Source organism: Microvirga antarctica (genome assembly GCF_017921815.1).
GTDB classification, from domain to species: Bacteria; Pseudomonadota; Alphaproteobacteria; order Rhizobiales; family Beijerinckiaceae; genus Microvirga; species Microvirga antarctica.
The window spans coordinates 294107-317466 of the sequence record NZ_JAGEMM010000002.1 but is presented as its reverse complement, the minus strand read 5'-3'; the positions used below and the strand labels follow the sequence as shown (position 1 = coordinate 317466).

Here is a 23360-nt window from a genome sequence, read left to right as displayed (position 1 = left end):
TGCGGGAATGGCGATACAAAAACGCCCCTGGCTCGGACGAGAGACAGGGGGCGGGTGGGGCGGTGTCGCGGGGCGGGCGGCGAAGGGGATCCGCGCCCGACCGCGTGGTCCGCTAGACGATCATGAAGTCGCTCAGGGCCAGCTTGTCCTTGGCCTGCAGGGTCGCAAACTTGATCTGCTCCGCGCCGCCATTGCCATCGCGATCATAGTAGAGAGAATTCTTGGTCTGGTCGTAGATGATCCGGTCCGATCCATCGGCAGCCGCTTTTCCGACATGGAAGGCGTCAGCCTTGAGGTGGCCCTTCTGGTTGCTCTCGTAATCGACCGTCGCGCCTTCCCGTAGAGCCAGCTTGCCGTCAACAATCGCGAACCTGTTGTTTGGATCATTGACGATCGCGTTCGCAAAGGTCCCAGCGCTCGAACCGAACGCGCTCAGCGCGCCGATCACCGTCCCGCCGACGCTGTTCTCGAGGAGCCGGCGCCCTCGAGATTGATCGTCTCGACCTGGTCGGAGACGCTGATCGTATTGACCCATTTTCTTGGCTTGCCGCTTTGTCGGTCATCCGTCAGCGCCGCGCGCTCTCACAGATCCCCTGCTCGTGGTCCCAGCGCCCACTCCGGTCGAGGCAGGCGTCGATCCGGGTGAACTCCAGACAATTCACCACGATCCACACGACCATCAGCAGCAGGGTGAGTGCGAAGGCGATGGGCCAGGTGGGTCTCATCGGCCTGCCCTGCCCGGAAAGGATGCGCGTTTAGCGGGTGGTGGGGCTTCACGCCCAACGTGCCTCGTTGCCGCGTGCCGCCAGTCTGTACGACCGGCGGCACGCGGGGAAAGTCTCCCGCACTCAATAGATGACGACATCGAGGGCCGTGAGGTGCAGCTTCTTGCTGAGGGTGCAGATCTCGACGGCAGCGTGTTTGCCGGAGCCATCGGCATCGAACGAGACCACGCCGGTCTTGGCCGAGTAGAGAATGTAGTCGTTCTTGTCCTTGGCGTGGCCATCGCCCGAGAAGAAGGCCTTCTTGAGCTTGCCGGGGTGGAACTCCGACCCCTTCCCGATCTTCTTGAAGATCGCGTCGTCGAGCGCCAACGTATCGTCCTTCACGTTGAAGTCGGTGATCTTGTCGAGGTTCGTCTTCTTGTTCGGCCGGCTGCTGAACACGAACACATCGCGGCCCGCGCCACCGATCAGCACGTCCTTGCCGAGGTCGCCAGAAAGCACGTCGTCGCCGATGCCGCCCGACAGGACGTCCCGGCCCATGCCCCCGATCAGCCTGTCATGGCCTGCGTTGCCCACCAGGGTGTTGGCCGCAGCATTCCCGAGAAGCTTGTTGTCACGGTCATTGCCGGACAGCGTGAGTGCATTCGCGCCCGACGCGATGAGGGTCTCGACATTCGCCCCGAGAACATAGTCGATGGCCGTCACGACCGTATCGGTTCCGCCCGACGCCTCCTCGACGATGCGGTCGCCAGCGGAATCGATCTGGTAAGTGTCATCGCCGGCGCCGCCCGTCAGCACGTCATTGCCGGCCCGCCCATCGAGGCTGTCATTGCCATCGCCGCCCGCGAGGGCGTTGGCACCGCCGTCGCCGATGAGCGTATCGGCGAAAGTCGAGCCCCGGATGCTACCGATCTTCACGAAGCGGTCGCCCGCAGCCTCGCCGGTGTTTTGGGAGCCGTCGGTTGCCGACAGATTCACGGTCACGGCCTGAGTCGCGTGTTGATAGGTGACCGAGCTGTCCCCGTCGGTGCCGTCGAACGTGTCGGCACCCGCGCCGCCGTCGAGCAGGTTGGCGCCCTTTCCGCCCTTCAGCACATCATTGCCGCCGCCACCGCTCAGGGTATCGTTGCCGTCTTTGCCCGACAGGGTATTGGCCGCGTCGTTGCCCGTGATCGCGTTGTCGCTGGCATTGCCCTGGAGCGTGATCGCTCCATTGCCCGTGGCGATGCCGATCTCGACCTCATCATCCAGGGTGTAGTTGATCGATACCTTGATGGTGTCGATGCCCTCGCCTTTCGATTCAATCGCGAAGTCCAAACCGTTATCGACCACATAGGTGTCGTCGCCCTTCCCGCCGACCATGTCGTCTTTGCCAGCGCCGCCATCGAGGGTATCGTTCCCTTCTCCGCCCTCTAGAATGTTATGGCCTGCGGTGCCGGTCAGGTTGTCGGAGAAGGTGGTGCCTATGACGCCGCTGATATTGAGCAGCCTGTCATTGGCCGCCTCGCCGGTGTTGCGCGAGCTGTCGCTTTGCGAGAGGTCGACGGTCACGGCGGCCTTCTCGTGCTCATAGGAGGCGATGCTGATGCCCCCGGTACCATCGAGAATGTCGCGCCCCGACCCGCCTTCCAGGATGTTCTTGCCACTGTCGCCCTTCAACTGATCGTCGCCGTCGCCACCCATCATGTGATCGTCGCCGTCCAATCCGTACATGAGATTGCCAGCGGCGTTGCCCCAGATCGTGTTGTTTTCATTGTTTCCCGTCAGGGACATGCCCCGGACGCCGATCGCTCGGAGATTCTCGACATTCTGGGCCAGAGCGAAGTCGATGGTGGTTTCGACCGTGTCGACCCCGTCGTGCTCCAGTTCCACGACCACGTCGAACCGGCTATCGACCCGATAAACGTCATCCGCAGCGCCGCCGGTCATCCGGTCGCCGTCGAGCCCGCCATCAAGGGTGTCATTGCCTATCCCACCATCGAGCAAATCGTTATTCTCACCACCCGCCAGCAGATCGTCGCCAATCCCACCAAAAAGAGAGTCGTTCCCGGCTCCTCCGGTCAGTGTGTCATGGCCCGCATCGCCCACGATCCAGTTGTCTTGGGCGTCTCCGCCGATCACGTCGGCAAACGCCGATCCCCAGACGCTCTCGATATTGATGAAATGGTCGTCCCGCGCCTCGCCAAGATTGCTTGAGCCATCCACTTTCGAAAGGTCGACCGTGACGGCCTGCGACGCATGACTATAGGACGCGACGCTGGCGCCGCCGGAGCCGTCGATGGTGTCGCCGCCGGCGCCGCCCTCCAGCAGGTTGCTGCCACCGCCGCCCAGCAGAACGTCCGCGCCGTCGCCACCAAGAAGCGTGTCGTCCCCCCCACCGCCGTCGAGCTGGTTTGCTGAGACGTTGCCGGTCAAATGATCGGCGCCGGCGCCGGCCCGGATATTCTCGATGGCGGCGAGGATGTCGTTGCCTTCGCCAGTATCTTGCGAACGGGTCAGAGACAGGTCGATGGTGTGGCTGACATTCGCGTCGTAGATGACGGTGTCGCTACCGCCGCGGCCGTCGATCGTGTCGGCACCTGAGCCGCCGAGGAACGTCTCGCTGCCCTCCCCGCCAATGGCGAAGTCGTCGCCGGCACCGAGATCGATCACGCCCGTTACGGTGCCGCCCCTGCCGTCATATGTATCGGCGCCGTCCTGAAGAAGCAGAGCCTTGGGGCCCTCGATGTGGCCTTTGTTGGTGACGATATCGTTGTAGATGCCACCCTGGATGCCGATCTTTCCACCATCGATGGTTCCCGTGTTGGTAACCTGCATTCTGCCTCCCGCGACATCACCCTCCTTAAAGAAGATCCCGACCTCGCCCGAATGAATCGTTCCGCGATTATCGACACCCATGCCCCAGTGGCCTTCCACCGCATGTTTCGACGCCGATATCGTCCCTTCGTTGACCGTGATGCTGCCACTTCCATAGCGAACGCCGTTATCTCCACCGACGATCCGTCCTGTTTTCCCAACAGTCACATTCCCGTAACTGAGGTCGACGGCGGTCCCGGTGGCCCCCGAATTATGGACGAAGCCGTCGACTTTCAGCTGGCCGAGGCTCACTGAAACGACACAGTTGTTGGCAGTGACGACTTCACCCTTTGCCGTAACGGTGACGGTGTCAGTGACGCCAACAACGACTGTGTCTGTGACCTGATGGTCGATGATTACCTCTGACATTGAAACCTCTTCTCCATTGCGGTGTTAACGCCGGCATCCCATCCCGCGAGACGGCCAGCAGGTAACGCTCCAACGTTGCTTTTTAGGATTAGGTCCCTCTCATGCGGCGGATCGCGTGCCGCAGGGTACCATCCCGCACACTGCGCCGGTTCGAGGCCCCCCTGTCCGCCTCCCTTGCCTTCGGCCCGCATCCGGTGTAATCACGCCCGCTTCCGCTATTCCTTGAACCACGAAAAGGAGCCTCTTCATGGCTCGTGTGACCGTCGAAGATTGCATCGACAAGGTCGACAACCGGTTTGAGCTCGTGCTGCTCGCCAGCCACCGCGCCCGTCTCATTTCCTCGGGTTCGCCGCTCACCATCGACCGCGACCGCGACAAGAACCCCGTCGTCGCCCTGCGCGAAATCGCCGATGAGACCATTGCTCCGGACGATCTGAAGGAGCAGCTGATCCATTCGATGCAGAAATACGTCGAGGTGGACGAGCCAGAGGCCGAGACCGTTCCGCTGCTTGGCAATACGGCTGCTGCCGCAACGGCACGCAATGACAGCGACACGGACGTCACCTTCGATCGCATGAGCGAGGACGACCTGCTCCGCGGCCTGGAAGGCCTCGTTCCTCCGAGCAGCAGCGCGGATGACGACGAGCGCGAATAAGCGCCAAAAAACCTGATTTCATCAAAAGCCCGGCCTGAAGCCGGGCTTTTTCATGTCTGCATGGCCCCATTCCGAGAGAAACCTTGCAGTTTGGAGGCGTTGCACAATATCCTTTTAACTTCAGCCCGTTAAACCGCTGTGAGGAGATCGCCGCCGGATGATGCGCCAGTACGAACTAGTCGAGCGGGTGAAGCGCTATAACCCGTCGACTGACGAGGCGCTTCTGAACCGTGCTTACGTGTATGCCATGATGGCGCATGGCAACCAGAAGCGCGCATCCGGCGACCTGTTCTTTGGCCATCCGCTTGAAGTGGCGGCCATTCTCACCGACCTGAAACTCGACGACGCCACCATCGCGGCCGCCGTCCTCCACGACACTGTCGAGGACACCCAGGCGACGCTCGAGGAAATCACCAAGTCGTTCGGGCCGCAAATCGGCGCTCTCGTGGACGGTCTCACCAAGATCAAGCGCCTCGATCTGGTGTCCCGGCGCGCGGCCCAGGGTGAGAACTTCCGCAAGCTCCTGCTGGCGGTGGCCGATGACGTACGGGTGCTTCTGGTCAAGCTGGCCGACCGCCTGCACAACATGCGCACCTTGCAATTCATGCCGCCCGACAAGCGCCACCGGATCGCCGAGGAGACCCTCGACATCTACGCGCCGCTGGCCGGCCGCATGGGTATCCAGGAGATCCGCGAGGAACTCGAGGACCTGTCCTTCCACACGCTCGACCCGGAGGCCTACGAGGCGATCAGCCGGCATCTCAACGAGGTGACGGCCAAGAGCGAGAAGCTCGTCGAGGAAATCGAGCAGACGCTGACCGCCAAGCTGAAGGCGCAGGGCATCAATGCGGAGGTCTCGGGCCGGCAGAAGCGACCCTATTCGATCTGGCGCAAGATGGAACGCAAGTCCGTGTCCTTCGAACAGCTCTCCGACATCTTCGGGTTCCGCGTGATCGTCGACACGGTTGACGAATGCTACCGGGCGCTTGGCGTGGTGCATACCAGCTGGCCGATGATCCCCGGCCGCTACAAGGACTATATTTCGACGCCGAAGCAGAACGATTACCGCTCGCTCCACACCACCGTCATCGGACCGAGCCGGCAGCGTGTGGAATTGCAGATCCGCACCGTCGCCATGGAAGAGGTCGCCGAATACGGCATCGCCGCGCACGCCCTCTACAAGGAGGGCGTCAATGACAATTCGCGTCTGGCGGTGGAGAGCCGGGCATACCAGTGGCTGCGCCGCACGATCGATCTGCTGGCCGAAGGCGACAACCCGGAGGAATTCCTTGAGCACACCAAGCTCGAGCTGTTCCACGATCAGGTCTTCTGCTTCACGCCGAAAGCGCGCCTCATCGCCCTGCCGCGCGGCGCTACTCCGATCGATTTCGCCTATGCGGTCCACACCGATGTCGGCAATACGGCGGTGGGCTGCAAGATCAACGGACGGATGTCCCCGCTTCTGACCGAGTTGCAGAACGGCGACGAGGTCGAGATCGTCCGGGCCGAGGGCCAGACGCCGCCAGCCGCCTGGGAATCGCTGGTGGTGACCGGGAAGGCCCGCGCCTCGATCCGCCGGGCGACCCGGGCCGCGGTGCGACAGCAATATACCGGTCTCGGCACGCAGATTCTCGAACGCGCCTTCGAGCGCGCCAACCGGGCCTATTCCCACGAGAAGCTGAAGGGCGCCCTTCCGCGCCTTGCCCGCGGGTCGACCGAGGACGTCCTGGCGGCGGTGGGCAGGGGTGAGATGTTTTCCGGCGATGTCGTGCGCGCCGTTTATCCCGACTACAAGGAGGATCGCCGCGCCGGCCTTGCCGACCAGTCGGCAGCCATCGAGCGGCCGGGCGGTTCAAGCGAAACGGTGACCGACGGCATTCCGATCCGCGGCCTCAACGACGACCTGCCGGTGCATTTCGCCCCCAACGGCGGAGCGGTGCCGGGCGACCGTATCGTCGGCATCCTGACGCCCGGCGAAGGGGTGACGATCTACCCGATTCAATCCGCCTCTCTCGCGGATTTCGACAACGAGCCGGATCGCTGGATCGACGTGCGGTGGGATCTCGAGGCCGAACCGCAGCGCTACCCCGCCCGCATCAAGCTGCAATCCATCAACGAGCCGGGGTCGCTGGCCCAGATCACGCAGGTGATTGCCGATCATGAAGGCAACATCGACAACGTCACCATGAAACGGCGAACCCAGGACTTTACCGACGTTACCATCGACCTCGGTGTCTGGGACCTCAAACATCTCAACGCGATCATCGCGGAGCTGCGCGCCAAGCGCACGGTGAGCCGCGTGGATCGCGTCACAGGATAATTCGGCATGCGTGACAGAAAGCCTCGCATCGCCGTCATCCTGGATGAGAACACGAGCACCGGCGGCAGCCATTATGAGACGTCGAAGGCCTATTTCGCGGCCATTGCGCAGGCCGGCGGAGTCCCGTTCGGCATTCCCTACCTGCCGGATCTCGTGGAACCGGTCGCGGATGACTTCGACGGTTTCCTGAGCGTCGGCGGCCGCATCCGGTTTCCGCAAAGCTGGTACGTGGATGGGGATCGCTCCCAATATCCGGCCTCCGACAGGCTGGCGGTCGACCAGGCGCTGATGGAGGGTTTTCTCGCCCGGGGGAAACCGGTGCTGGGCATCTGCAATGGCATGCAGATGCTGGCCTGCCTCCACGGCTGCCGCATGGTGTCGGACGTGCAGTCATCACGCCCGGGCGCCCTTGCGCACGACAGGAGCGACGTTCTCCACCCTGTGCAGGTCGCAGGCGACACAGCGCTTGCGCGCATCCTCGGCACCGCAACCTTCGATGCCAACACGTTCCATCGGGAAGCGATCGTCACCGTGTCGGACCAGGTTGTGGCCAGCGCCCATGCGCCCGATGGGATCATTGAGGCAATCGAAGTGCCATCGCATCGCTTCGCCATCGGCCTGCAATGGCATCCCGAACGCTTCACAGGCGGCGATCATCCGGGCTTGAAGGTTTTCGCGGCATTCGTGGAGGCCGCGCGGCCGGTCACCTAGCAGCGTTTGGCCGGCGATGCTTTGGACGCCGGGCGGAACACACGTATCCGATGCGCCAACGTTGAAAATGGGAGTCGACGCAAGCCGCTGGCATGGTTTAACCAGCCAGTCTCCTCGCAGGTTGGATGTGCCATGACCCCGAACGACGTCCTCGACGAATTTCGCTCCGCCGGCGCTCTGCTGGAAGGCCACTTCGTATTGTCGTCGGGGCTGCACTCGCCCGTCTTTCTGCAGAAGATGTTCATCTTCCAGGATCCGGTCCGCACCGAGCGGGTCTGCCGCGCACTGGCCGACCGCATTCGGGAGGTCTACGGCAAGGTGGATTACGTGGTGTCGCCGGCCGTCGGCGGGATTGTCCCCGGCTACGAGACGGCCCGGCACCTTGGCTGCAAAGCCATCTTCGTCGAGCGCGAGAATGGCGTCTTTGTGCTGCGGCGCGGCTTCACCATTCCGGCAGGCGCCCGTGTGGTGATGGTCGAGGACATCGTGACCACGGGCCTGTCGTCGCGGGAGTGCCTCGCGGCCCTGCGGGAGCATCCCGGCGAGGTGCTGGGGGCGGCCTGCCTGATCGACCGGTCAGGGGGCAAGGCGGATCTGGGCGCCACGCTGGTTTCCCTGCTGCAGCTCGACATCCCCGCCTATCCCGCCGACCAGCTCCCGCCGGAACTGGCGGCGATCCCGGCTACCAAACCGGGCAGCCGCAATATGACAACGTAGAACTGAAACATCACGATTACGTATAAATTCCGCTGTGACACTGCCACATTCTTGACACGATGCGGTCACGCGGCTTTAACTCGTGATGTTGTCACTTTTACTCGTCTTATGGGAATTCGAACAGCCAGTTTCCTGTTACGTCGCAATTTGATCGCGCCATTGTATTGCAAGCGTAGATAATGTTGATGCCGATGTACAGGCGATGCTGTTTCTATCACCCGGCAGATTAAAACAGAGAATATTTATGGCTGGCCAACAACGGATCGCTCTTTTTATCGACGGAGCGAATCTTTACGCAACGACTAAAACTCTCGGGTTCGACATCGACTACAAGCGGCTGTTGAAAGAGTTTCAAGGTCGCGGCACTTTGGTGCGGGCATTTTATTACACGGCCCTCGTTGAAGACCAAGAATACTCGTCCATTCGCCCGCTGATCGACTGGCTTGACTATAACGGATACCGCGTCGTCACCAAGCCCACCAAGGAATTCGTCGATTCCGCCGGCCGTCGCAAAGTCAAAGGCAACATGGATATTGAGCTCGCGATCGATGCGCTCGAGCTTGCCCCTTACGTCGACCAGATGGTGATTTTCTCAGGCGACGGCGATTTCAGGTCACTGGTCGAGGCGCTCCAGCGCCGCGGCGTCCACGTATCCGTTGCCTCCACCGTGACGACGCAGCCACCGATGGTCGCCGACGAGTTGCGGCGTCAGGCGGACGAATTCATCGAGCTTGCGCATATGGCCTCAAAAATCGGGCGCGACCCTTCCGATCGCCCCAATCGGTCGGCAGTCGCGGAAGGCGAGCGCCCTGACAGGGCGCGCCCTGCGGTCGCAGGGCCGGGCCTCGAGCGGCGCTACGGCATTCGCCAGAATCAAGGCGACGACGTCGACGTCTGACGCGAAGGCCGGCCGCACTGCTTCCGTCGGCCCTGGCGGATCAGCCCTTGTCGCGCAGGAGCCGTGACTTCTCGCGGTTCCAGGTCCGTTCCTTGTCGGCCTCCCGCTTGTCGTGAAGCTTCTTGCCGCGTCCAAGCCCCAGTTCCACTTTCGCCCGACCACGCTCGTTGAAGTAGATCTTCAGCGGCACCACGGTCATGCCGTCGCGCTGGGTCGCCCCGATGAGCCGATTGATCTGGCGCTTGTGGAGCAAAAGCCGACGGGGCCGCTTGGTTTCGTGGTTGAAGCGGTTCGCCTGCAGGTATTCCGGGATATAGGCGTTGAAAAGCACGAACTCGGTGCCCGACGGTCCCGCATGGGCATCGCCAATGGTCGCCTTGCCCTGACGCAGGGACTTGACCTCGGTGCCGGTCAAGGCAATCCCAGCCTCGAAGCTGTCCACGATCTCATAGTTGAATCGCGCTTTGCGGTTGTCCGCGACGATCTTGTTGGGCCGCGTGGTGTCTTTTGCCATGGCCTTATCCGTTGATCAGGCCGGCATGGACCATGGCAGCCCGCACGATGGTGCGGGTGCGCTCGGAGACCGGCAGGAGCGGGAGACGCACGTCCTCCGCCATCAGTCCGAGTACAGATGCTGCATACTTGGCCGGAGACGGATTGGTTTCGATGAACAGCGATTCGTGGAGCGGCATAAGCCGGTCCTGAATTGCCAGCGCGGCGCGGAAATCACCGGCAAGGCACGCGGTCTGCATATCGGCGCACAGGCGCGGCGCCACATTGGCCGTCACCGAGATGCAGCCCTGGCCGCCATGGGCCATGAACCCGAGCGCGGTGGCGTCCTCGCCGGAGAGCTGGATGAAATCCGGCCCCATGGCAAAGCGCTGCTGGCTGGCCCGTGCCATGCTGGCGGTCGCATCCTTTACGCCGACGATATTCTTGAGCTCATAGAGCCTCGTCATCGTCTCGACCGACATGTCGACCACCGAGCGCCCGGGAATGTTGTAGATCACGATCGGAATGCCGATTGCATCGTTGATCGCCTTGTAATGGGCGTAGAGGCCGTCCTGAGTCGGCTTGTTGTAGTAGGGCGTGACCACAAGAACCGCATCCGCCCCAACCTTTTCCGCATGCTGGGCAAAGCCGATGGCCTCGGCGGTGCTGTTGGAGCCCGCCCCCGCGATCACTGGAATGCGACCCTTGACCTCGTCGACGGTGATCTCGATCACCCGGTCATGTTCCTTGTGGGTAAGCGTGGGCGACTCGCCCGTCGTTCCCACCGGGACCAAGCCGTGCGTCCCGTTCTCGATCTGCCAGTTGATGAACCCGCGCAACCCGGCCTCGTCGACGGCTCCGTCCTTGAAGGGGGTCACGAGTGCCGTGATGGAGCCTGTGAATAGAGACATCGATATTCCTCGCGAATGAGACGGCGGGTCGGTTGAGACTGACCGACAGACATAAGGGCTGCGGCGCATCGGCGCAAACTCCCCCAGTGGAGGTTGTCCTAAGCACTTGGTTAGTGTTTCTTCAAGATAATCATCGTCACACGGCTTAACCCGTGACGAAATTGGGGATCGCATGAACCTCAGAGCCCGATTGCTTGGTGCAATTCTGACCACCGCGACTCTGTCGGCACTTGTGCCGCAGGTGGCCGCTGGCCCGGTCGTGACGATCCCGCCCCCCCGCCCGGCTATGGTGGCAAGCGCCGAACTTGGCCTTGGCAACTCCCTTCCCGAGCTTCCCGTTACGGCAGCGCCCGCTCTTGGCGATGTCGCGCTGCTGCCGTTGATTTTCAAGGCTTATCGTAGCGGCGATTGGACGGAGGCGCTGATTCTCAAGAGCCGCCTCTCCGACCCGGCAGCCGTGGCGCTCTCCGAATGGTTCGCGATCCGCGGAGCGATTCCCATGGGGTTTGACCGCCTGTCCGCTTTCAAGCGCGACAACCCCGACTGGCCGGCCACCGCCCTGCTGCGCCGACGGATGGAAGAGGTGTTGCTCACCGAACGCCGGCCTGCCGGCGAAGTGCGGGCGTTCTTTGCCGATCAACCGCCCAGCACTGGCTCCGGCCGGATTGCCCTTGCGTTCGCCATGAAGGCCGAGGGCCTCGATGGGCAGGCCAATGAGCAGATCCGCCAGGTCTGGCGCGAAGACACGTTCGGCGAAGGCCTGGAAACCCGCCTGATCGAGCGCTTTGGCGGAGTCCTGACCGAATCCGACCATCGCTTTCGCATGGAACGCTTCCTGTTAAAGGAAAACTGGTCCGCCGCGACCCGCGCCGCGGGCTATGCGGGCAAGGATTACGGCAGTCTCGTCAAGGCGCGGATGGGCCTCTTTCGCGGCAAGAAGAATGCCGAAAAGGCGTTTGCGGACGTGCCGGCAGCGCTGAGGAAGGACGCCTCCTACCTGTTCTCCCGGGCTCTTTATCTGCGTCGCGACAACCAGCTTCTGGCGGCCGCAAAGGTGCTGGCCGAGGCTCCGCGCGACCATGAATCCCTCGTCGACGGGGACGAGTGGTGGGCCGAGCGACGCCTGGTTGCCCGCGCCCTGTTGGACAAGAACGATCCGAAGACCGCCTATGAGGTAGCGAGCCGCCACGGGGCCGAGTCGCCCGCACAGCAGATCGAAGCGGAGTTTCACGCCGGCTGGATCGCGTTGCGTTTCCTCAGCGATCCCGAAACCGCCGCCCGGCATTTCGCCACCGTGGCCAGAACCGGTTCGACGCCGATCTCGGTCGCACGGGTCGCCTATTGGCAGGGCCGGGCCGCTGAGACAGCCGGCCAGCACGACGAAGCGGAAGCCTTCTTCGCCCAGGCGGCCGAACGGCCGACCACCTATTACGGGCAATTGGCCATCGCCAAGCTGACCAAGCCCGTGGCTCTGCGCCAGGTGGAACCTCTGCTCGTGGATGACCGCTCGGCATTCGAGCAGCGGACGCCGATTCGCGCCCTGAAAATTCTGGGACAGGCCGGGGAGGCCGAACTCTCCCTCTCCCTCTACACGGATCTGGCCCAAACCCTCGACAATCCCGGCCAGCTCGATGCGCTTGCCTCCATCGCGGCCGCTCAGCAAAATCCCCGAGCGGTCCTGCTTGTCGGAAAAATCGCCTCACAGCGCGGCTTTCCGCTTGATCTGCATGCCTACCCGCTGGCCGCAATCCCTGATTATGCGCCGGTTGGGGACGAGGTCGAGCCGGCCATGGTCTACGCCATCGCCCGTCAGGAGAGCGCCTTCAATCCGCGCGCGGTCTCGAGCGCCGGCGCCCGGGGCCTCATGCAGTTGATGCCCGCGACCGCCAAACGCACCGCGCAGCGCTTCGGGGTCGGGTTCGATCTCAACCGGCTGGTGGACGACCCGGCCTACAACGCGAAGCTGGGCTCCGCCCATCTCGGCGAGTTGATGGAGGATTGGAAGGGCTCTCACATTCTGGCTTTCGCCTCCTACAATGCGGGGGGCGGCAACGTGAAAAAATGGATCACCGCCTATGGAGATCCCCGCCGGCCAGGAATTGACATGGTCGACTGGATCGAGCGCATCCCGTTCTATGAGACACGCAACTATGTCCAACGTGTCATGGAGAACCTGAACGTCTATCGCGAACGGTTGATCGGTGCCGCGCCGACCACGGCGGATTCCATCACCAGTTCCAGCGGCGACGTGATCGCCGACGCCCTTCGGGACGAGTAGTGGGACCTGCGACAGAAAGGGACCCGGGCGCGCAACCCGCGGGAGCCATCGATTGGGATGGGGGCTTCCGCGACCTGTTCGTGTCGAGCGCCGACGGCCTGTCACTCTACGCCCGCGATTACGGGCCGGACCTAGGGTCCGCCGTACCGGTCGTTTGCCTCCCGGGGCTCGCCCGCACCTCGGAGGATTTCCACGAGCTTGCCAGCGTCCTCAGCGCCGACCCGGCCCATCCGCGCCGTGTCCTGGCCTTGGATTACCGGGGCCGGGGCCGGTCGGAATGGGACAAGGATTGGCGCCACTACGACGTGCGGGTCGAGGCCAACGACGTTCTCCAGGTCCTGATAGCGGCCGGCATCACGCGCGCGGTCTTCGTGGGAACCTCGCGGGGCGGATTGATCACCATGGCGCTGGCAGCCATCAAGCCCGACCTGATCCGCGCCGTCGTCTTCAACGATGTCGGGCCGGTCATCGAGGGCAAGGGCATCGCCCGGATCAAGGGATATGTGGGAAAGCTGCCACCTCCCCGGGATTTCGACGAGGCGGGCCGCATGCTGAAACAGATCTCGGAGGCGCAGTTTCCCAAATACACCGACGCCCAGTGGCGCCGCCTCGCGGCCGGCACCTGGCGCGAGGAAAATGGCCGGCTGGTCCTGCGCTATGATCCGGCTCTGATGAAAATGCTGGCGACCATCGACCTGGGTGTGCCGCTGCCGGATCTCTGGCCGTTCTTCCACGGCCTGCGGCAAGTCCCGATGATGGCGATCAGAGGCGCGAATTCGGATCTTCTGTCGGCCCAGACCCTGCGCATGATGGCCGACGCGCATCCGGGGTTGACCGCCCTCACGGCCCCCGATGAAGGCCATGCCCCCGCGATCGAGGGCAAGATGGTGGGTGCCATCATCGAATTCATCCGCGATGTCGAGCGCGCCGACGCTTCCCAGGCGGCCTGAACCGGGCCCGTAAAACGCCATGCTCCGGCGACAAAGGACCATCCGGAGATCGGTTCACTGATCAATGATCACCCGAGATGTCGGGCGCGCCGACACTTCCCACGCGGCCTGAATCAGGCCCATTGAACGCCATGCTGCCGCGATAAAGTGGCATCGAAGGATGAGTTCGATGGTCAACCTCATCCGCGATGTCGGGCGCGCCGACGCTTCCCACGCGGCCTGAGCCGGGCACGCTGAACGCCATGCTCCGGCGCCAAAGGACCATCCGGACATCGGTGCAACGATCATTCCTCATCCGCGATGTCGTCCGATCCGGCCGGGGTGGCTCGTTCCCCGGAGTGCGTCGGCGGCGGAGAGTTGCCGACTGGGCCCGAAAGCCTCGTCCAGCCCGTCGCTCGATGCGGCCATCGCTCTCATCCGCGATGTCGCGGGCTGCGGCTCAGGATTGCTCAAGCCGGCCTGATTCCTCGCTCCGCCGCGCGGGTCTGGGCGAGTATCGCTCTCATCCCGACAGTGAATGCGAAAATCCGACTGCTCCGTTTCGCGTGTATCGGCAGTCTTCCGTCGCCAAATAGAGCGTGACCCGTGCCGCGTTGGCAGCAACAGCCCGGCCGCAGAGAATGGCAAGCCAGGAAAGCCGCCTGAAACACCGCCATGGGGGTCGTCCACCCCAAGCCACGAGCATTGAGACCCGCGCAAAAAGAAAACCCCGGTGTTGCCACCGGGGTTTCCTGAACCAATCGGATTGAACCGATTAGAAGTCGCGCTGCACGCGCAGACGACCTTCCCACGAGTCAGACGAGCTGATCGGGTTGATCGAGTTCGTGACTGCCAGACGACCGCGGGGATCGATGTTGGCGTAGATCACTTCCACACCGAGATCGAGGCCGCTGACCGGCTGCCAGAAGATGTTGGCACCGACGCGGTATTCGCTGAAGTCAGGCAGACCGACAGTCGTGCCGCTCGCGAGGATCTGATCCGATCCGCCCGAGTAGTTGATGCGCATGTACGAACCGAAGAAGTTCGAACGGACGGTCGGGGTCCAGTAGTGACGCAGACCACCGGCAAGCGACCAACCACGACCGCGCTTGATATCACCCGAGAGCGAGTTGATGTAAGCGTCGGTGAGGAGGATGTTGCCAGCGCCGAACTCGGTGATCGGGCTGATGATGGTGCCTGCGTTGCCGCCGTTGAGGTAAGACAGAGCGCCATCAGCGTAGGTCGCTGCGAACCACAGAGCATCGCCGGGAGCGAGCTGCGGCAGGTTCACGCCGACCGAACCTGCAACGGCGAAGCCGTATTCGGTATCCGGGTAGTCAGAGAAGCCTGCTGCGTTGGTGAACAGGTTGCCTGCGCGGATCTGGTGAACCGCACCGGACAGCTGTGCCGTGCCCCAGGTGCCAGCGTACTTCAGGTTGGCGACGACGTCGGGCGTGCGCTGACCAGCGTAGGTCAGAGCAAGAGCGGTCGGGCCGCCAGCGATGAAGCCGGACTGACGACGGTCAAGGCCGTCTTCGATCGAGATCGAAGCCGAGAAGCCGTTACCGAACGTGAAGGTGTAGGCCAACAGGTCGACGTCAGGAGCGTCGTCGAAGCGCAGCGTGCCCATGTGACCGGTCGGGAGATCGCCGTTCGAGAAGAACGAGGTCACGCGACCAGCGGTGAGGCCGCCGAACTGGATGAACGCCTGAGCGACGTTCGGAGCAGTACCGATCGTGCCGGTGTTGCCGAACGGCGTTGCCGACGAACGGGTGATTTCGAAGCGGACGACCGAACGGAGAAGGCCGTAAGCCGTTGCCGTACGTGCGTCGAGCTGGATACGACCACGAGCGCGGAAGCCGACCGAGTCAGCCTGACGCGTCAGGGGCGAGTTGTAGAGATAGTCAGCGCGAACACGGCCACCAACGCGGAGGCAGGTTTCGGTGCCGGGAAGATAGAAGAAGCCTGCGCCGTAGGTGGAGCAAACGCGAACGTACTCAACAGGTGCAGCCTTCTTCGAGGGAAGATCGGCAGCCTGAGCGCCAGCAACGGCGGCGAGACCCGCGACCGTACCGAGAAGAAGGCTCTTAACGAGCTTCATAGTTGACCTCCAAAGTTTCGAGACCCTGGGGGGCCCGGGTTAGCGCCTCAAGGAAGCGCGTCCCATTTCCCCTAGAAATTGGCGGAACCACCCCTCATTGGGTGGAGCCGGAAATTCACGACTGGGGTGCCCCCGCCGCTGAAGTCACATTACTGAGAGCCGCACCGGGCGCAATCGAATGAAGGCGCAAAAGCGGCAGAGCACCCGGCTTTTCAAGGGGCTGTTGCACAATGGACACGTTCGGCAGCCGGAAATTAACCAATTGTAAAGATCCGCCGGGAAATTCTTAACAAACCCTTACCAGGAAAGGGTTTGAGGAGGGTGGCCGAGAGGAAGGAGCCAGCCTCTCTGCCGCCCGATGAGCCTCTTTTGTGCCGCAGCGTTGAAAACCGGCGCCCGCGCCCACCGGCCGCCGTCGATGGCTCATTTTCTCGCGATAGCGGCTGGACAGTACGCGAGCCGCCTCGAATCACCGTCTTTGCTCCGCCTGATCCTCAGTGAGTCGCGGCTTCAGAACGCCCCGGCGGATCTGGTCCTCCTCGATGGATTCGAACAAGGCTTTGAAATTGCCCTCCCCGAATCCGTCATCGCCCTTGCGCTGGATGTATTCGAAGAAGATCGGCCCGATGGCGGTCTTGCCGAACCGCTGCAGAAGCACCTTGGTAAAGCCGCCCTCCACCACGCCCTCCCCGTCGATGAGGATCCCGTCCCGCCGCAGTCGGTCGACGGGTTCGCCGTGACGGGGGAGCCGCTTGTCGATCCGGCCGTAATAGACGTCGTTGGGTGCGGGCATGAAGTCGACGCCCCGCTCGATCAGGGTCTCGATGGACTGGTAGAGATCGGTGGAGCCCAGAGCCACGTGCTGGATGCCCTCCCCTTTGTATTCCTGAAGGTATTCCTCGATCTGGCCGCGCTCGCCGGCATCCTCGTTGATCGGGATGCGGATCTTGCCGTCCGGGCTGGTCATGGCCCGGGAATGCAGGCCCGACATCTTGCCGGCGATATCGAAATAGCGGATCTGCCTGAAATTGAACAGCCGCTCATAGAAGCCTGCCCATTCGGCCAGGCGTCCCCGGACGACATTGTGGGTGAGATGGTCGAGGTAATGGAGCCCAACCCCTTCAGGCCGGGGGTCGGCCTCGCCGATCCATTCAAAATCCACGTCGTAGATCGATCCCTTCTCGCCGTAGCGATCCACCAGGTAGATCTGCAGCCCGCCGATGCCCTCGATGGCCGGGATGACGAGCTCGTGGGGTCCCGTCTGAGTCGCGACCGGTTTCGCCCCAAGGGACAGCGCCCGTTCGAACGCCTGCTGTGCGTCGACGACCCGAAACGCCATCGCGGGGGCCGATGGCCCGTGCTGGCTCGCGAAACGTTCGGCAAATGAGCCCGGCTCGGCGTTGACGATGAAGTTGATATCGCCCTGCCGGTACAGCATGGCGGTCTTGGAGCGGTGCCGCGCCACAAGCGAAAAGCCCATTCTTTTGAACAGCGTATCCAGGGCCTGCGGGTCAGGGTGGCAGAATTCCACGAACTCGAACCCGTCGGTGCCCATGGGGTTCTCGGGGGAGATTTCGGGCGGCGGTGCGTCGTGAGGGAACGGACCCATGGCTTTTCCTCCTGCGGCATGTCCGCGACGCGCGGACGAATGTTGGCCGACCGAGTCTTTAGGCGGCATCCGGCTGGCGCGCCGGCGCCGCCCGCTCGAAGGCGTCGATCCGCGAACAGGCGGCCTCGACCGCCACAATCCTCGGATAGGGCGAGAGCGGGATGTCGAAACGGCGCGCATTGAAGACCTGTGGAACGAGATAGATGTCGGCGAGCGTCGGCCGTGATCCGAACGCATAGGGGCCGGGCTGAAGGAGGGTCTCGATGGCATCGAACCCGGCTGTGACCCAATGGGCGTACCAGGAATCCATGCTCGCGCGGTCCTGCCCGAGGCGGGTCTTGAGATACGCGAGGGTGCCGGAATTGTTGAGCGGATGGATATCGCAGGCGACGATGCTGCCGACCGCACGCACCCTGGCCCGCTGCAGGGCGCCGATCGGCAGCAGGGGCGGCTCGGGATAAACCTCGTCGAGGTATTCGAGGATCGCCGGGGATTGCAGCAGGATGGTGCCCTGGATGTCGAGGGCCGGCACCCGGCGCTGTGGGTTGATCTCCGCAAAAGGCGCAAGTTTGTGCTCGCCCTTCAGCAGATCCACGGCAACGGATTCGACCGTCACGCCCTTGAGGTTAAGGGCGATCCGCACCCGATAGGCCGCAGACGACCGGAAATACGTATAGAGCTTCATGCTCGCCCCTCTTCGTCAGGGGCCAGCGCGCGCGCTTTCGTGGTCAGCTTGTCCATCAGCGCCGCGAGGACTCGCTGCTCACCCGGTTCGAGGACTGACAGGAGTTGCCGCTCGAACGCCAGGGCCTGCGGGGCAAGCGCTGTGTAGACCGCCGCGCCCTTCTCGGTCAGCGCCAGCAGCTCCTCGCGCCGATCCGCCGGATTGGGGCGCCTGCCGACCAGGCCACGCTTTTCGAGCGCGGAGACAGCACGGGAAATCGTGGATTTGTGCATGACGCCATGGGCCGCAATATCCCGTGCGGTGCGATATTCGTATTGCCCGAGGGTGGCGATGACCCGCCAGGCCGGGATGGAGAGACCGAACCGCTCCGCGTAGATCTGGGCCAGCGCATTGGAGCTCAAGCTCGCCAGCACGTTCAGCCGATAGGGCAGGAACCGCTCCAGGATCACGAGGGCGTCGGGATCATCCTGAAAGGCCGACGTTGCGATTGCCATTGACACCAACCGTTGCTCAAGCAACCAATACCCGCTATTCGTTGCACACGCAACCACTTTGAGACGATGAACTGCTTGGCAAGGAGGACATCATGGATGATCGGACCGTTCCCCATAGGCCCGTCCCCGACGCGCGGTCGAGCGCCATCGTGCCGCATTATATGTCCGGTTTCGGCAACAGCTTCGAGACGGAGGCTCTGCCCGGCGCATTGCCCCTGGGTCGCAACTCGCCCCAAAGACTGAATTACGGCCTGTATGCGGAGCAACTGTCGGGGTCCCCGTTCACGGCTCCGCAGGCGACCAACCAGCGCTCATGGCTTTACCGCATCAGGCCCAGCGTCAAGCATTCCGGCCGCTACACGAAGGTCGACAAGGGGTTGATGCGCACGGCGCCGTGCCGGGAAGAGAGCGACCTCGCCATCGGCCCGTTGCGCTGGGATCCGACGCCGTTTCCGGATGGCAATGTGACGTTTCTCGATGGGCTGCGCACGATCACCACAGCCGGCGATTCAGACACGCAGGTGGGCATGGCAGCCCATGTGCTGGTCGCGACCGCTTCCATGACCAACGCCTACATGTTCAACGCAGATGGCGAGTACCTGGTGGTGGCCCAGGAGAATCGACTCCGCTTCCGCACCGAGTTCGGAGTGATCGATATCGAGCCCGGAGAAATCTGCGTCCTGCCGCGCGGCGTCATCTTCAGCGTCGAGGTGCCTGACGGTAAGGCCCGCGCCTATCTGTGTGAAAACTACGGCGGCGGCTTCACGTTGCCGGATCGCGGCCCGATCGGCGCCAATTGCCTGGCCAACCCGCGCGATTTCCTGACACCGGTTGCGGCCTACGAAGACCGGGAAGAGCCGTCCTGGCTCTTCGTCAAATGGGGTGGTGAACTCTATCGCACCGGGATCGGCCAATCCCCCCTCGATGTTGTGGCATGGCACGGCAATTACGCGCCTTACAAATACGACCTGCGCCACTTCTCACCGGTCGGCGCGATCCTGTTCGATCACCCGGATCCGTCGATCTTCACGGTGCTCACCGCACCATCCGAAACGCCGGGAACGGCCAATGTGGACTTCGTGATTTTTCCGGAGCGCTGGTCAGTGGCCGAGAACACCTTCCGGCCGCCCTGGTATCATCGCAACCTGATGTCGGAATTCATGGGTCTGGTCTACGGCGTCTACGACGCCAAGCCAGAGGGATTCGTGCCGGGCGGGTTCTCGCTGCACAATCAGATGCTGCCGCACGGGCCCGACGCTTCGGCCTTCGATCATGCGAGTAAAGTGGCCCTCCAGCCGGTCAAGCTCACCGGCACCATGGCGTTCATGTTCGAAACGCGATTTCCGCAACGGGTGACGAAATACGCCGCGGAATCGGCGACATTGCAGAAGGACTACAGCGATTGCTGGCACGGTCTGAAGAAGACCTTCGACCCAACCCGTCGCGACCCCGATTGAGCATGGCGGCTGTGACCCCTGTCATGCCGCGAAAAGGCCCGGCATGACAGGGACGATCGCAGGTTCAGGAGCGTCCGCGCGTGCGGATCATGAACGTGTCGTACGCGTATTCATTGAGCTGCCACCAGGGCAACACCTCGCCGCGATAAGCCACCATCGAGTCGTAGGCCCGCTTGAAATCGGCATTCTTGGCGGAGATTTCGCCATACAACTCGTTGGCCGACTTCAACGCCGCCTCCATGATCGGCAGCGGGAAAGAGCGAAGCTCGACCCCCTGCGCCAGCAGGCGCCGCAGGCCGCCGGGATTGACGAAGTCGTACTTCGCCAGCATCCAGTTATTGGCAGCCTCGCAGGCATGGAAGATGATCGACTGGTAGTTCTTCGGCAGGGCGTTGTACTTGTCGAGATTGATCATCAGGTGGAGCATCGCGCCACCCTCCCACCAGCCGGGCGCGTAGTAGTATTTGGCGACCTTCACCAATCCGAGCTTCTCGTCATCGTAGGGACCGACGAATTCGGCCGCATCGATGGTGCCACGCTCGAGTGCCGGAAAGACGTCGCCGGCCGGGATCTGCTGCGGCACCACGCCGAGCTTGGCGAGCACATCGCCGCCCAGACCGCCGATGCGGAATTTCAGTCCCTTCAGATCCTCGACCGAATTCAGCTCCTTGCGAAAGAATCCGCCCATCTGCGTGCCGGACTGGCCGCACGCGAAGGCGATTGCGTTGTAGCGCGCAAGCACCTCATTGGTGATTTTCTGCCCTTCGGCGAAATGCCACCAGGAATGCTGCTGGCGGGCATTGAGGCCGAAGGGGACGCCGGTTCCGAAGGCCAGCGTCGGATCCTTGCCGATATACATGTAGCTCGGCGTGTGGGCGCATTCGACGGTGCCATTCTGTACCGCATCGAGCGCCTGTCCGCCGCCCACGATCTCGCCGGCCGAGAAGGTCTGGATCTGAAACTTGTTGTCGGTGGCTTCGGCCATGTAGCGGGCGAAGGTCTGCGCCGTCCCGAAGATCGTATCGAGGGATTTGGGGAAACTGGAGGTGAGCCGCCAGCGAATTTCCGGCATGGATTGCGCAATCGCAGGCGAGGCCACGGCTCCGGCCGCGGCCGCAAGGCCTGCGCCGGTCAGGAAGCTTCGTCTTTTCATGGTCGAGGACGTCATAGGCGTTTCCCTGAGATTCAATTTGTTGCAAGCTACTGAAGCACAATAACCCGGCGGGTGGCTATGAAGCTTTCTTCCCTAAAGCAAGGCCGCGACGGCCGTCTGGTGGTGGTGTCGAAAGACCTCACGCGGGCGACGGACGCTTTTTTCATCGTTCCGACGCTTCAGCAAGCCCTGGATGACTGGGCGAGGGTCGCGCCATTGCTGTCCGATCTCTCGGCGCAGCTCGAAATCGGCTCGGTTCCGTCGATCAGGTTTCACGAACACGATTGCGCGTCCCCCCTGCCCCGCGCGTATCAGTGGGCGGATGGGTCCGCTTACGTCAATCACGTGGAGCTGGTGCGAAAAGCGCGCGGGGCGGCCATGCCGGAGTCGTTCTGGACCGACCCGCTGATCTATCAGGGCGGCGCGGACGGTTTTCTCAATCCCCGGGACCCTATTCGCGCACTCGATGAGGCCCATGGAATCGATTTCGAGGCTGAAATCGCCGTCATCACCGGCGACGTGCCCATGGGCGCGAGCCGGGAGGAGGCAGCGGCGGCAATTCTGCTGGTGGTGCTCGTCAACGACGTGTCGTTGCGGGCGCTGGTCCCCGCAGAACTCGACAAGGGCTTCGGCTTCTTCCAATCGAAGCCCGCCTCCACCCTGTCACCCATCGCCGTCACCCCGGACGAACTGGGCGAGGCCTGGGATGGCGGCAGGCTGCATCTTCCCCTGCTCTCGAGCCTCAATGGGAAGCCGTTCGGCAGGCCCAATGCGGGGATCGACATGGCGTTCGATTTTCCGGCCCTGATCAGCCACGCGGCCAAGACCCGCAGCCTCACCGCGGGCAGCGTCATCGGCTCGGGAACCGTGTCCAACAAGGCCGAAGACGGCGGTCCTGGATTGCCTTTGGCCGAAGGCGGCGTCGGTTATTCGTGCATTGCCGAACAGCGGTGCGTGGAGACGCTCCGGAGCGGGCAAAGCCAGACCCCGTTCCTGTCGTTCGGCGACGTCGTGCGCATCGAAATGAAGGACAAGGTCGGCCACTCCCTCTTCGGCGCCATCGAACAGGAAGTGACGCGGTACAGCAAGGACGCCTGACAGGTCGGCGTGGCCCTTCGGGATCATGCACGGAACCCTTTCCTCCTCAGGGTCTTTCCCCCGAATAACAGCGCAAGCACAGGGAGCGTGAACGATGAATCTCGGCAGCATTCTGGAAGGCCTCATGCAAGGTCAGGGCAACGCCCGGCAGGCGGACCCGATGGGCGGCGCACGTCCGCCACAGGGTGGTTTTGGCGGCGGGTCGGGCATGGGCGGGCTGCAAGGCAGCCTCAGCGATATCGTGTCCAAGATCCCCGGCGGCATGGGCGGGCTTGCCGGCGGCGGCCTCCTGTCGATAATCCTTGGCTCCGGCGCAGGGCGCTCGGCGGGGGGGTCGTTGCTCAAGGCCGGCGGCCTCGCGGTCCTCTCGGCTGTCGCCTTCAAGGCCTACGACGACTGGAAGAAGAATCAGGCGCCGGGCGCTGCTCCCCTCGACCGCATTCCGGCCCAGGCTCCCGCGGGAAGCGGCTTTCACCTTGATGAAGAGAAGGACAAGAACGGCAACGAACTCGGCTTGGCGCTGGTCCAGGCGATGATTTCCGCCGCGAAATCCGATGGTCATCTCGATGGCGAGGAGACCACGCGCATCCAGCAGCAGATTCAACAACTTGGGCTGGGGAACGCGGAGAAGGGCTTCCTTATGGACGTCATGGGGAAGCCTGCCGATGCTGCCGCCATCGCGCGGCTCGCCAGGACGAAGGAGCAGGCGGCCGAACTTTATGCCGCCTCGCGCATGGCCATCGGGGATGTGAACACGCCCGAGGAAAAGGCCTATCTCGACCGGCTGACGGCGCTGCTGGACCTGCCGGCGGATCTCGTGGCCCATCTGGACACCCAGATCGACGGCGTCCGCGGCGCCATTGCCTGATACGTGGTTACCGGGGCCGCTTCGGCGGCCCCGC

At 63.1% G+C, this 23360-nt stretch carries 20 protein-coding genes; 10 read left to right on the top strand and 10 right to left on the bottom strand.

Translation table 11 applies throughout. From position 1 onward, the window contains the following. Window positions 1–112: 112 nt before the first annotated feature. The 3 genes from J4G32_RS08855 to J4G32_RS21950 form a co-directional block, all read right to left on the bottom strand. The gene (locus J4G32_RS08855; protein WP_210485894.1) at window positions 113–535 is read right to left on the bottom strand and encodes a hypothetical protein; all 423 of its coding nucleotides are present in this window, start codon (window positions 533–535) and stop codon (window positions 113–115) included. Between the two features lie 31 nt (window positions 536–566). Then, window positions 567–725, bottom strand: coding sequence for a hypothetical protein (locus tag J4G32_RS08850; RefSeq protein ID WP_210485892.1), 159 nt, complete (start codon window positions 723–725; stop codon window positions 567–569). A gap of 123 nt (window positions 726–848) precedes the next feature. After that, window positions 849–3950 carry a beta strand repeat-containing protein gene (locus tag J4G32_RS21950; RefSeq protein ID WP_210485890.1) on the bottom strand — a complete coding sequence of 1034 codons (3102 nt, stop codon included), beginning with the start codon at window positions 3948–3950 and terminating at the stop codon, window positions 849–851. A 247-nt stretch (window positions 3951–4197) separates the two neighbouring features. Here J4G32_RS21950 and rpoZ point away from each other — a divergent pair, with 247 nt between their 5' ends. The 5 genes from rpoZ (at window position 4198) to J4G32_RS08820 (ending at window position 9251) form a co-directional block, all read left to right on the top strand. Continuing rightward, window positions 4198–4605, top strand: a complete 408-nt coding sequence (rpoZ, locus tag J4G32_RS08840; RefSeq protein ID WP_210485888.1) for a DNA-directed RNA polymerase subunit omega — start codon at window positions 4198–4200, stop codon at window positions 4603–4605. Window positions 4606–4762: 157 nt separating this feature from the next. Further along, the gene (locus J4G32_RS08835; RefSeq protein ID WP_210485886.1) at window positions 4763–6925 is read left to right on the top strand and encodes a RelA/SpoT family protein; all 2163 of its coding nucleotides are present in this window, start codon (window positions 4763–4765) and stop codon (window positions 6923–6925) included. Window positions 6926–6931: 6 nt separating this feature from the next. Next, window positions 6932–7636, top strand: a complete 705-nt coding sequence (locus J4G32_RS08830) for a gamma-glutamyl-gamma-aminobutyrate hydrolase family protein (RefSeq protein ID WP_210485883.1) — start codon at window positions 6932–6934, stop codon at window positions 7634–7636. A 132-nt stretch (window positions 7637–7768) separates the two neighbouring features. Next, a complete protein-coding gene (pyrE, locus tag J4G32_RS08825; protein WP_210485881.1) occupies window positions 7769–8353 on the top strand; it encodes an orotate phosphoribosyltransferase in 585 nt (194 codons plus the stop codon). A gap of 244 nt (window positions 8354–8597) precedes the next feature. Further along, window positions 8598–9251 carry a LabA-like NYN domain-containing protein gene (locus tag J4G32_RS08820; RefSeq protein WP_210485879.1) on the top strand — a complete coding sequence of 218 codons (654 nt, stop codon included), beginning with the start codon at window positions 8598–8600 and terminating at the stop codon, window positions 9249–9251. Between the two features lie 40 nt (window positions 9252–9291). On the opposite strand, the gene smpB is transcribed toward J4G32_RS08820, so the two are convergent. Both smpB and dapA read right to left on the bottom strand, forming a co-directional pair. Further along, window positions 9292–9765, bottom strand: coding sequence for an SsrA-binding protein SmpB (gene smpB / locus J4G32_RS08815; protein ID WP_210485877.1), 474 nt, complete (start codon window positions 9763–9765; stop codon window positions 9292–9294). A gap of 4 nt (window positions 9766–9769) precedes the next feature. Continuing rightward, window positions 9770–10654, bottom strand: coding sequence for a 4-hydroxy-tetrahydrodipicolinate synthase (gene dapA / locus J4G32_RS08810; RefSeq protein ID WP_210485875.1), 885 nt, complete (start codon window positions 10652–10654; stop codon window positions 9770–9772). Window positions 10655–10826: 172 nt separating this feature from the next. Here dapA and J4G32_RS08805 point away from each other — a divergent pair, with 172 nt between their 5' ends. Together J4G32_RS08805 and J4G32_RS08800 are read left to right on the top strand one after the other, a co-directional pair. Beyond that, window positions 10827–12932 (top strand): lytic transglycosylase domain-containing protein, encoded by a 2106-nt coding sequence (locus J4G32_RS08805; protein WP_210485873.1) that lies wholly within the window; start codon window positions 10827–10829, stop codon window positions 12930–12932. Next, window positions 12932–13882, top strand: coding sequence for an alpha/beta fold hydrolase (locus tag J4G32_RS08800; protein WP_343232616.1), 951 nt, complete (start codon window positions 12932–12934; stop codon window positions 13880–13882). The genes J4G32_RS08805 and J4G32_RS08800 overlap by 1 nt, the downstream gene beginning before the upstream one ends. Window positions 13883–14636: 754 nt before the next feature. Here the strand turns inward: J4G32_RS08800 and J4G32_RS08795 are convergent. The 4 genes from J4G32_RS08795 to J4G32_RS08780 form a co-directional block, all read right to left on the bottom strand. After that, window positions 14637–15962, bottom strand: coding sequence for a porin (locus J4G32_RS08795; protein ID WP_210485871.1), 1326 nt, complete (start codon window positions 15960–15962; stop codon window positions 14637–14639). Window positions 15963–16431: 469 nt separating this feature from the next. Then, entirely contained in the window at window positions 16432–17571 is a 1140-nt protein-coding gene (hppD, locus tag J4G32_RS08790; RefSeq protein WP_210485867.1) for a 4-hydroxyphenylpyruvate dioxygenase, read from the bottom strand. A gap of 58 nt (window positions 17572–17629) precedes the next feature. Then, window positions 17630–18256, bottom strand: coding sequence for a maleylacetoacetate isomerase (gene maiA, locus J4G32_RS08785; RefSeq protein ID WP_210485865.1), 627 nt, complete (start codon window positions 18254–18256; stop codon window positions 17630–17632). Continuing rightward, window positions 18253–18750, bottom strand: a complete 498-nt coding sequence (locus tag J4G32_RS08780) for a MarR family winged helix-turn-helix transcriptional regulator (protein WP_210485863.1) — start codon at window positions 18748–18750, stop codon at window positions 18253–18255. The genes maiA and J4G32_RS08780 overlap by 4 nt, the downstream gene beginning before the upstream one ends. A 92-nt stretch (window positions 18751–18842) precedes the next feature. Between J4G32_RS08780 and hmgA the strand changes: the two genes are divergently transcribed. Next, window positions 18843–20207 (top strand): homogentisate 1,2-dioxygenase, encoded by a 1365-nt coding sequence (gene hmgA, locus J4G32_RS08775; RefSeq protein WP_210485861.1) that lies wholly within the window; start codon window positions 18843–18845, stop codon window positions 20205–20207. Window positions 20208–20271: 64 nt separating this feature from the next. On the opposite strand, the gene J4G32_RS08770 is transcribed toward hmgA, so the two are convergent. Beyond that, window positions 20272–21360 carry a TRAP transporter substrate-binding protein gene (locus J4G32_RS08770; protein ID WP_210491082.1) on the bottom strand — a complete coding sequence of 363 codons (1089 nt, stop codon included), beginning with the start codon at window positions 21358–21360 and terminating at the stop codon, window positions 20272–20274. A gap of 78 nt (window positions 21361–21438) precedes the next feature. Between J4G32_RS08770 and J4G32_RS08765 the strand changes: the two genes are divergently transcribed. Next, window positions 21439–22458 (top strand): fumarylacetoacetate hydrolase family protein, encoded by a 1020-nt coding sequence (locus J4G32_RS08765; protein WP_210485859.1) that lies wholly within the window; start codon window positions 21439–21441, stop codon window positions 22456–22458. Between the two features lie 94 nt (window positions 22459–22552). Further along, on the top strand, window positions 22553–23326 hold the full coding sequence (locus J4G32_RS08760; RefSeq protein ID WP_210485857.1) for a tellurite resistance TerB family protein: 774 nt from the start codon (window positions 22553–22555) through the stop codon (window positions 23324–23326). Window positions 23327–23360: the final 34 nt, after the last annotated feature.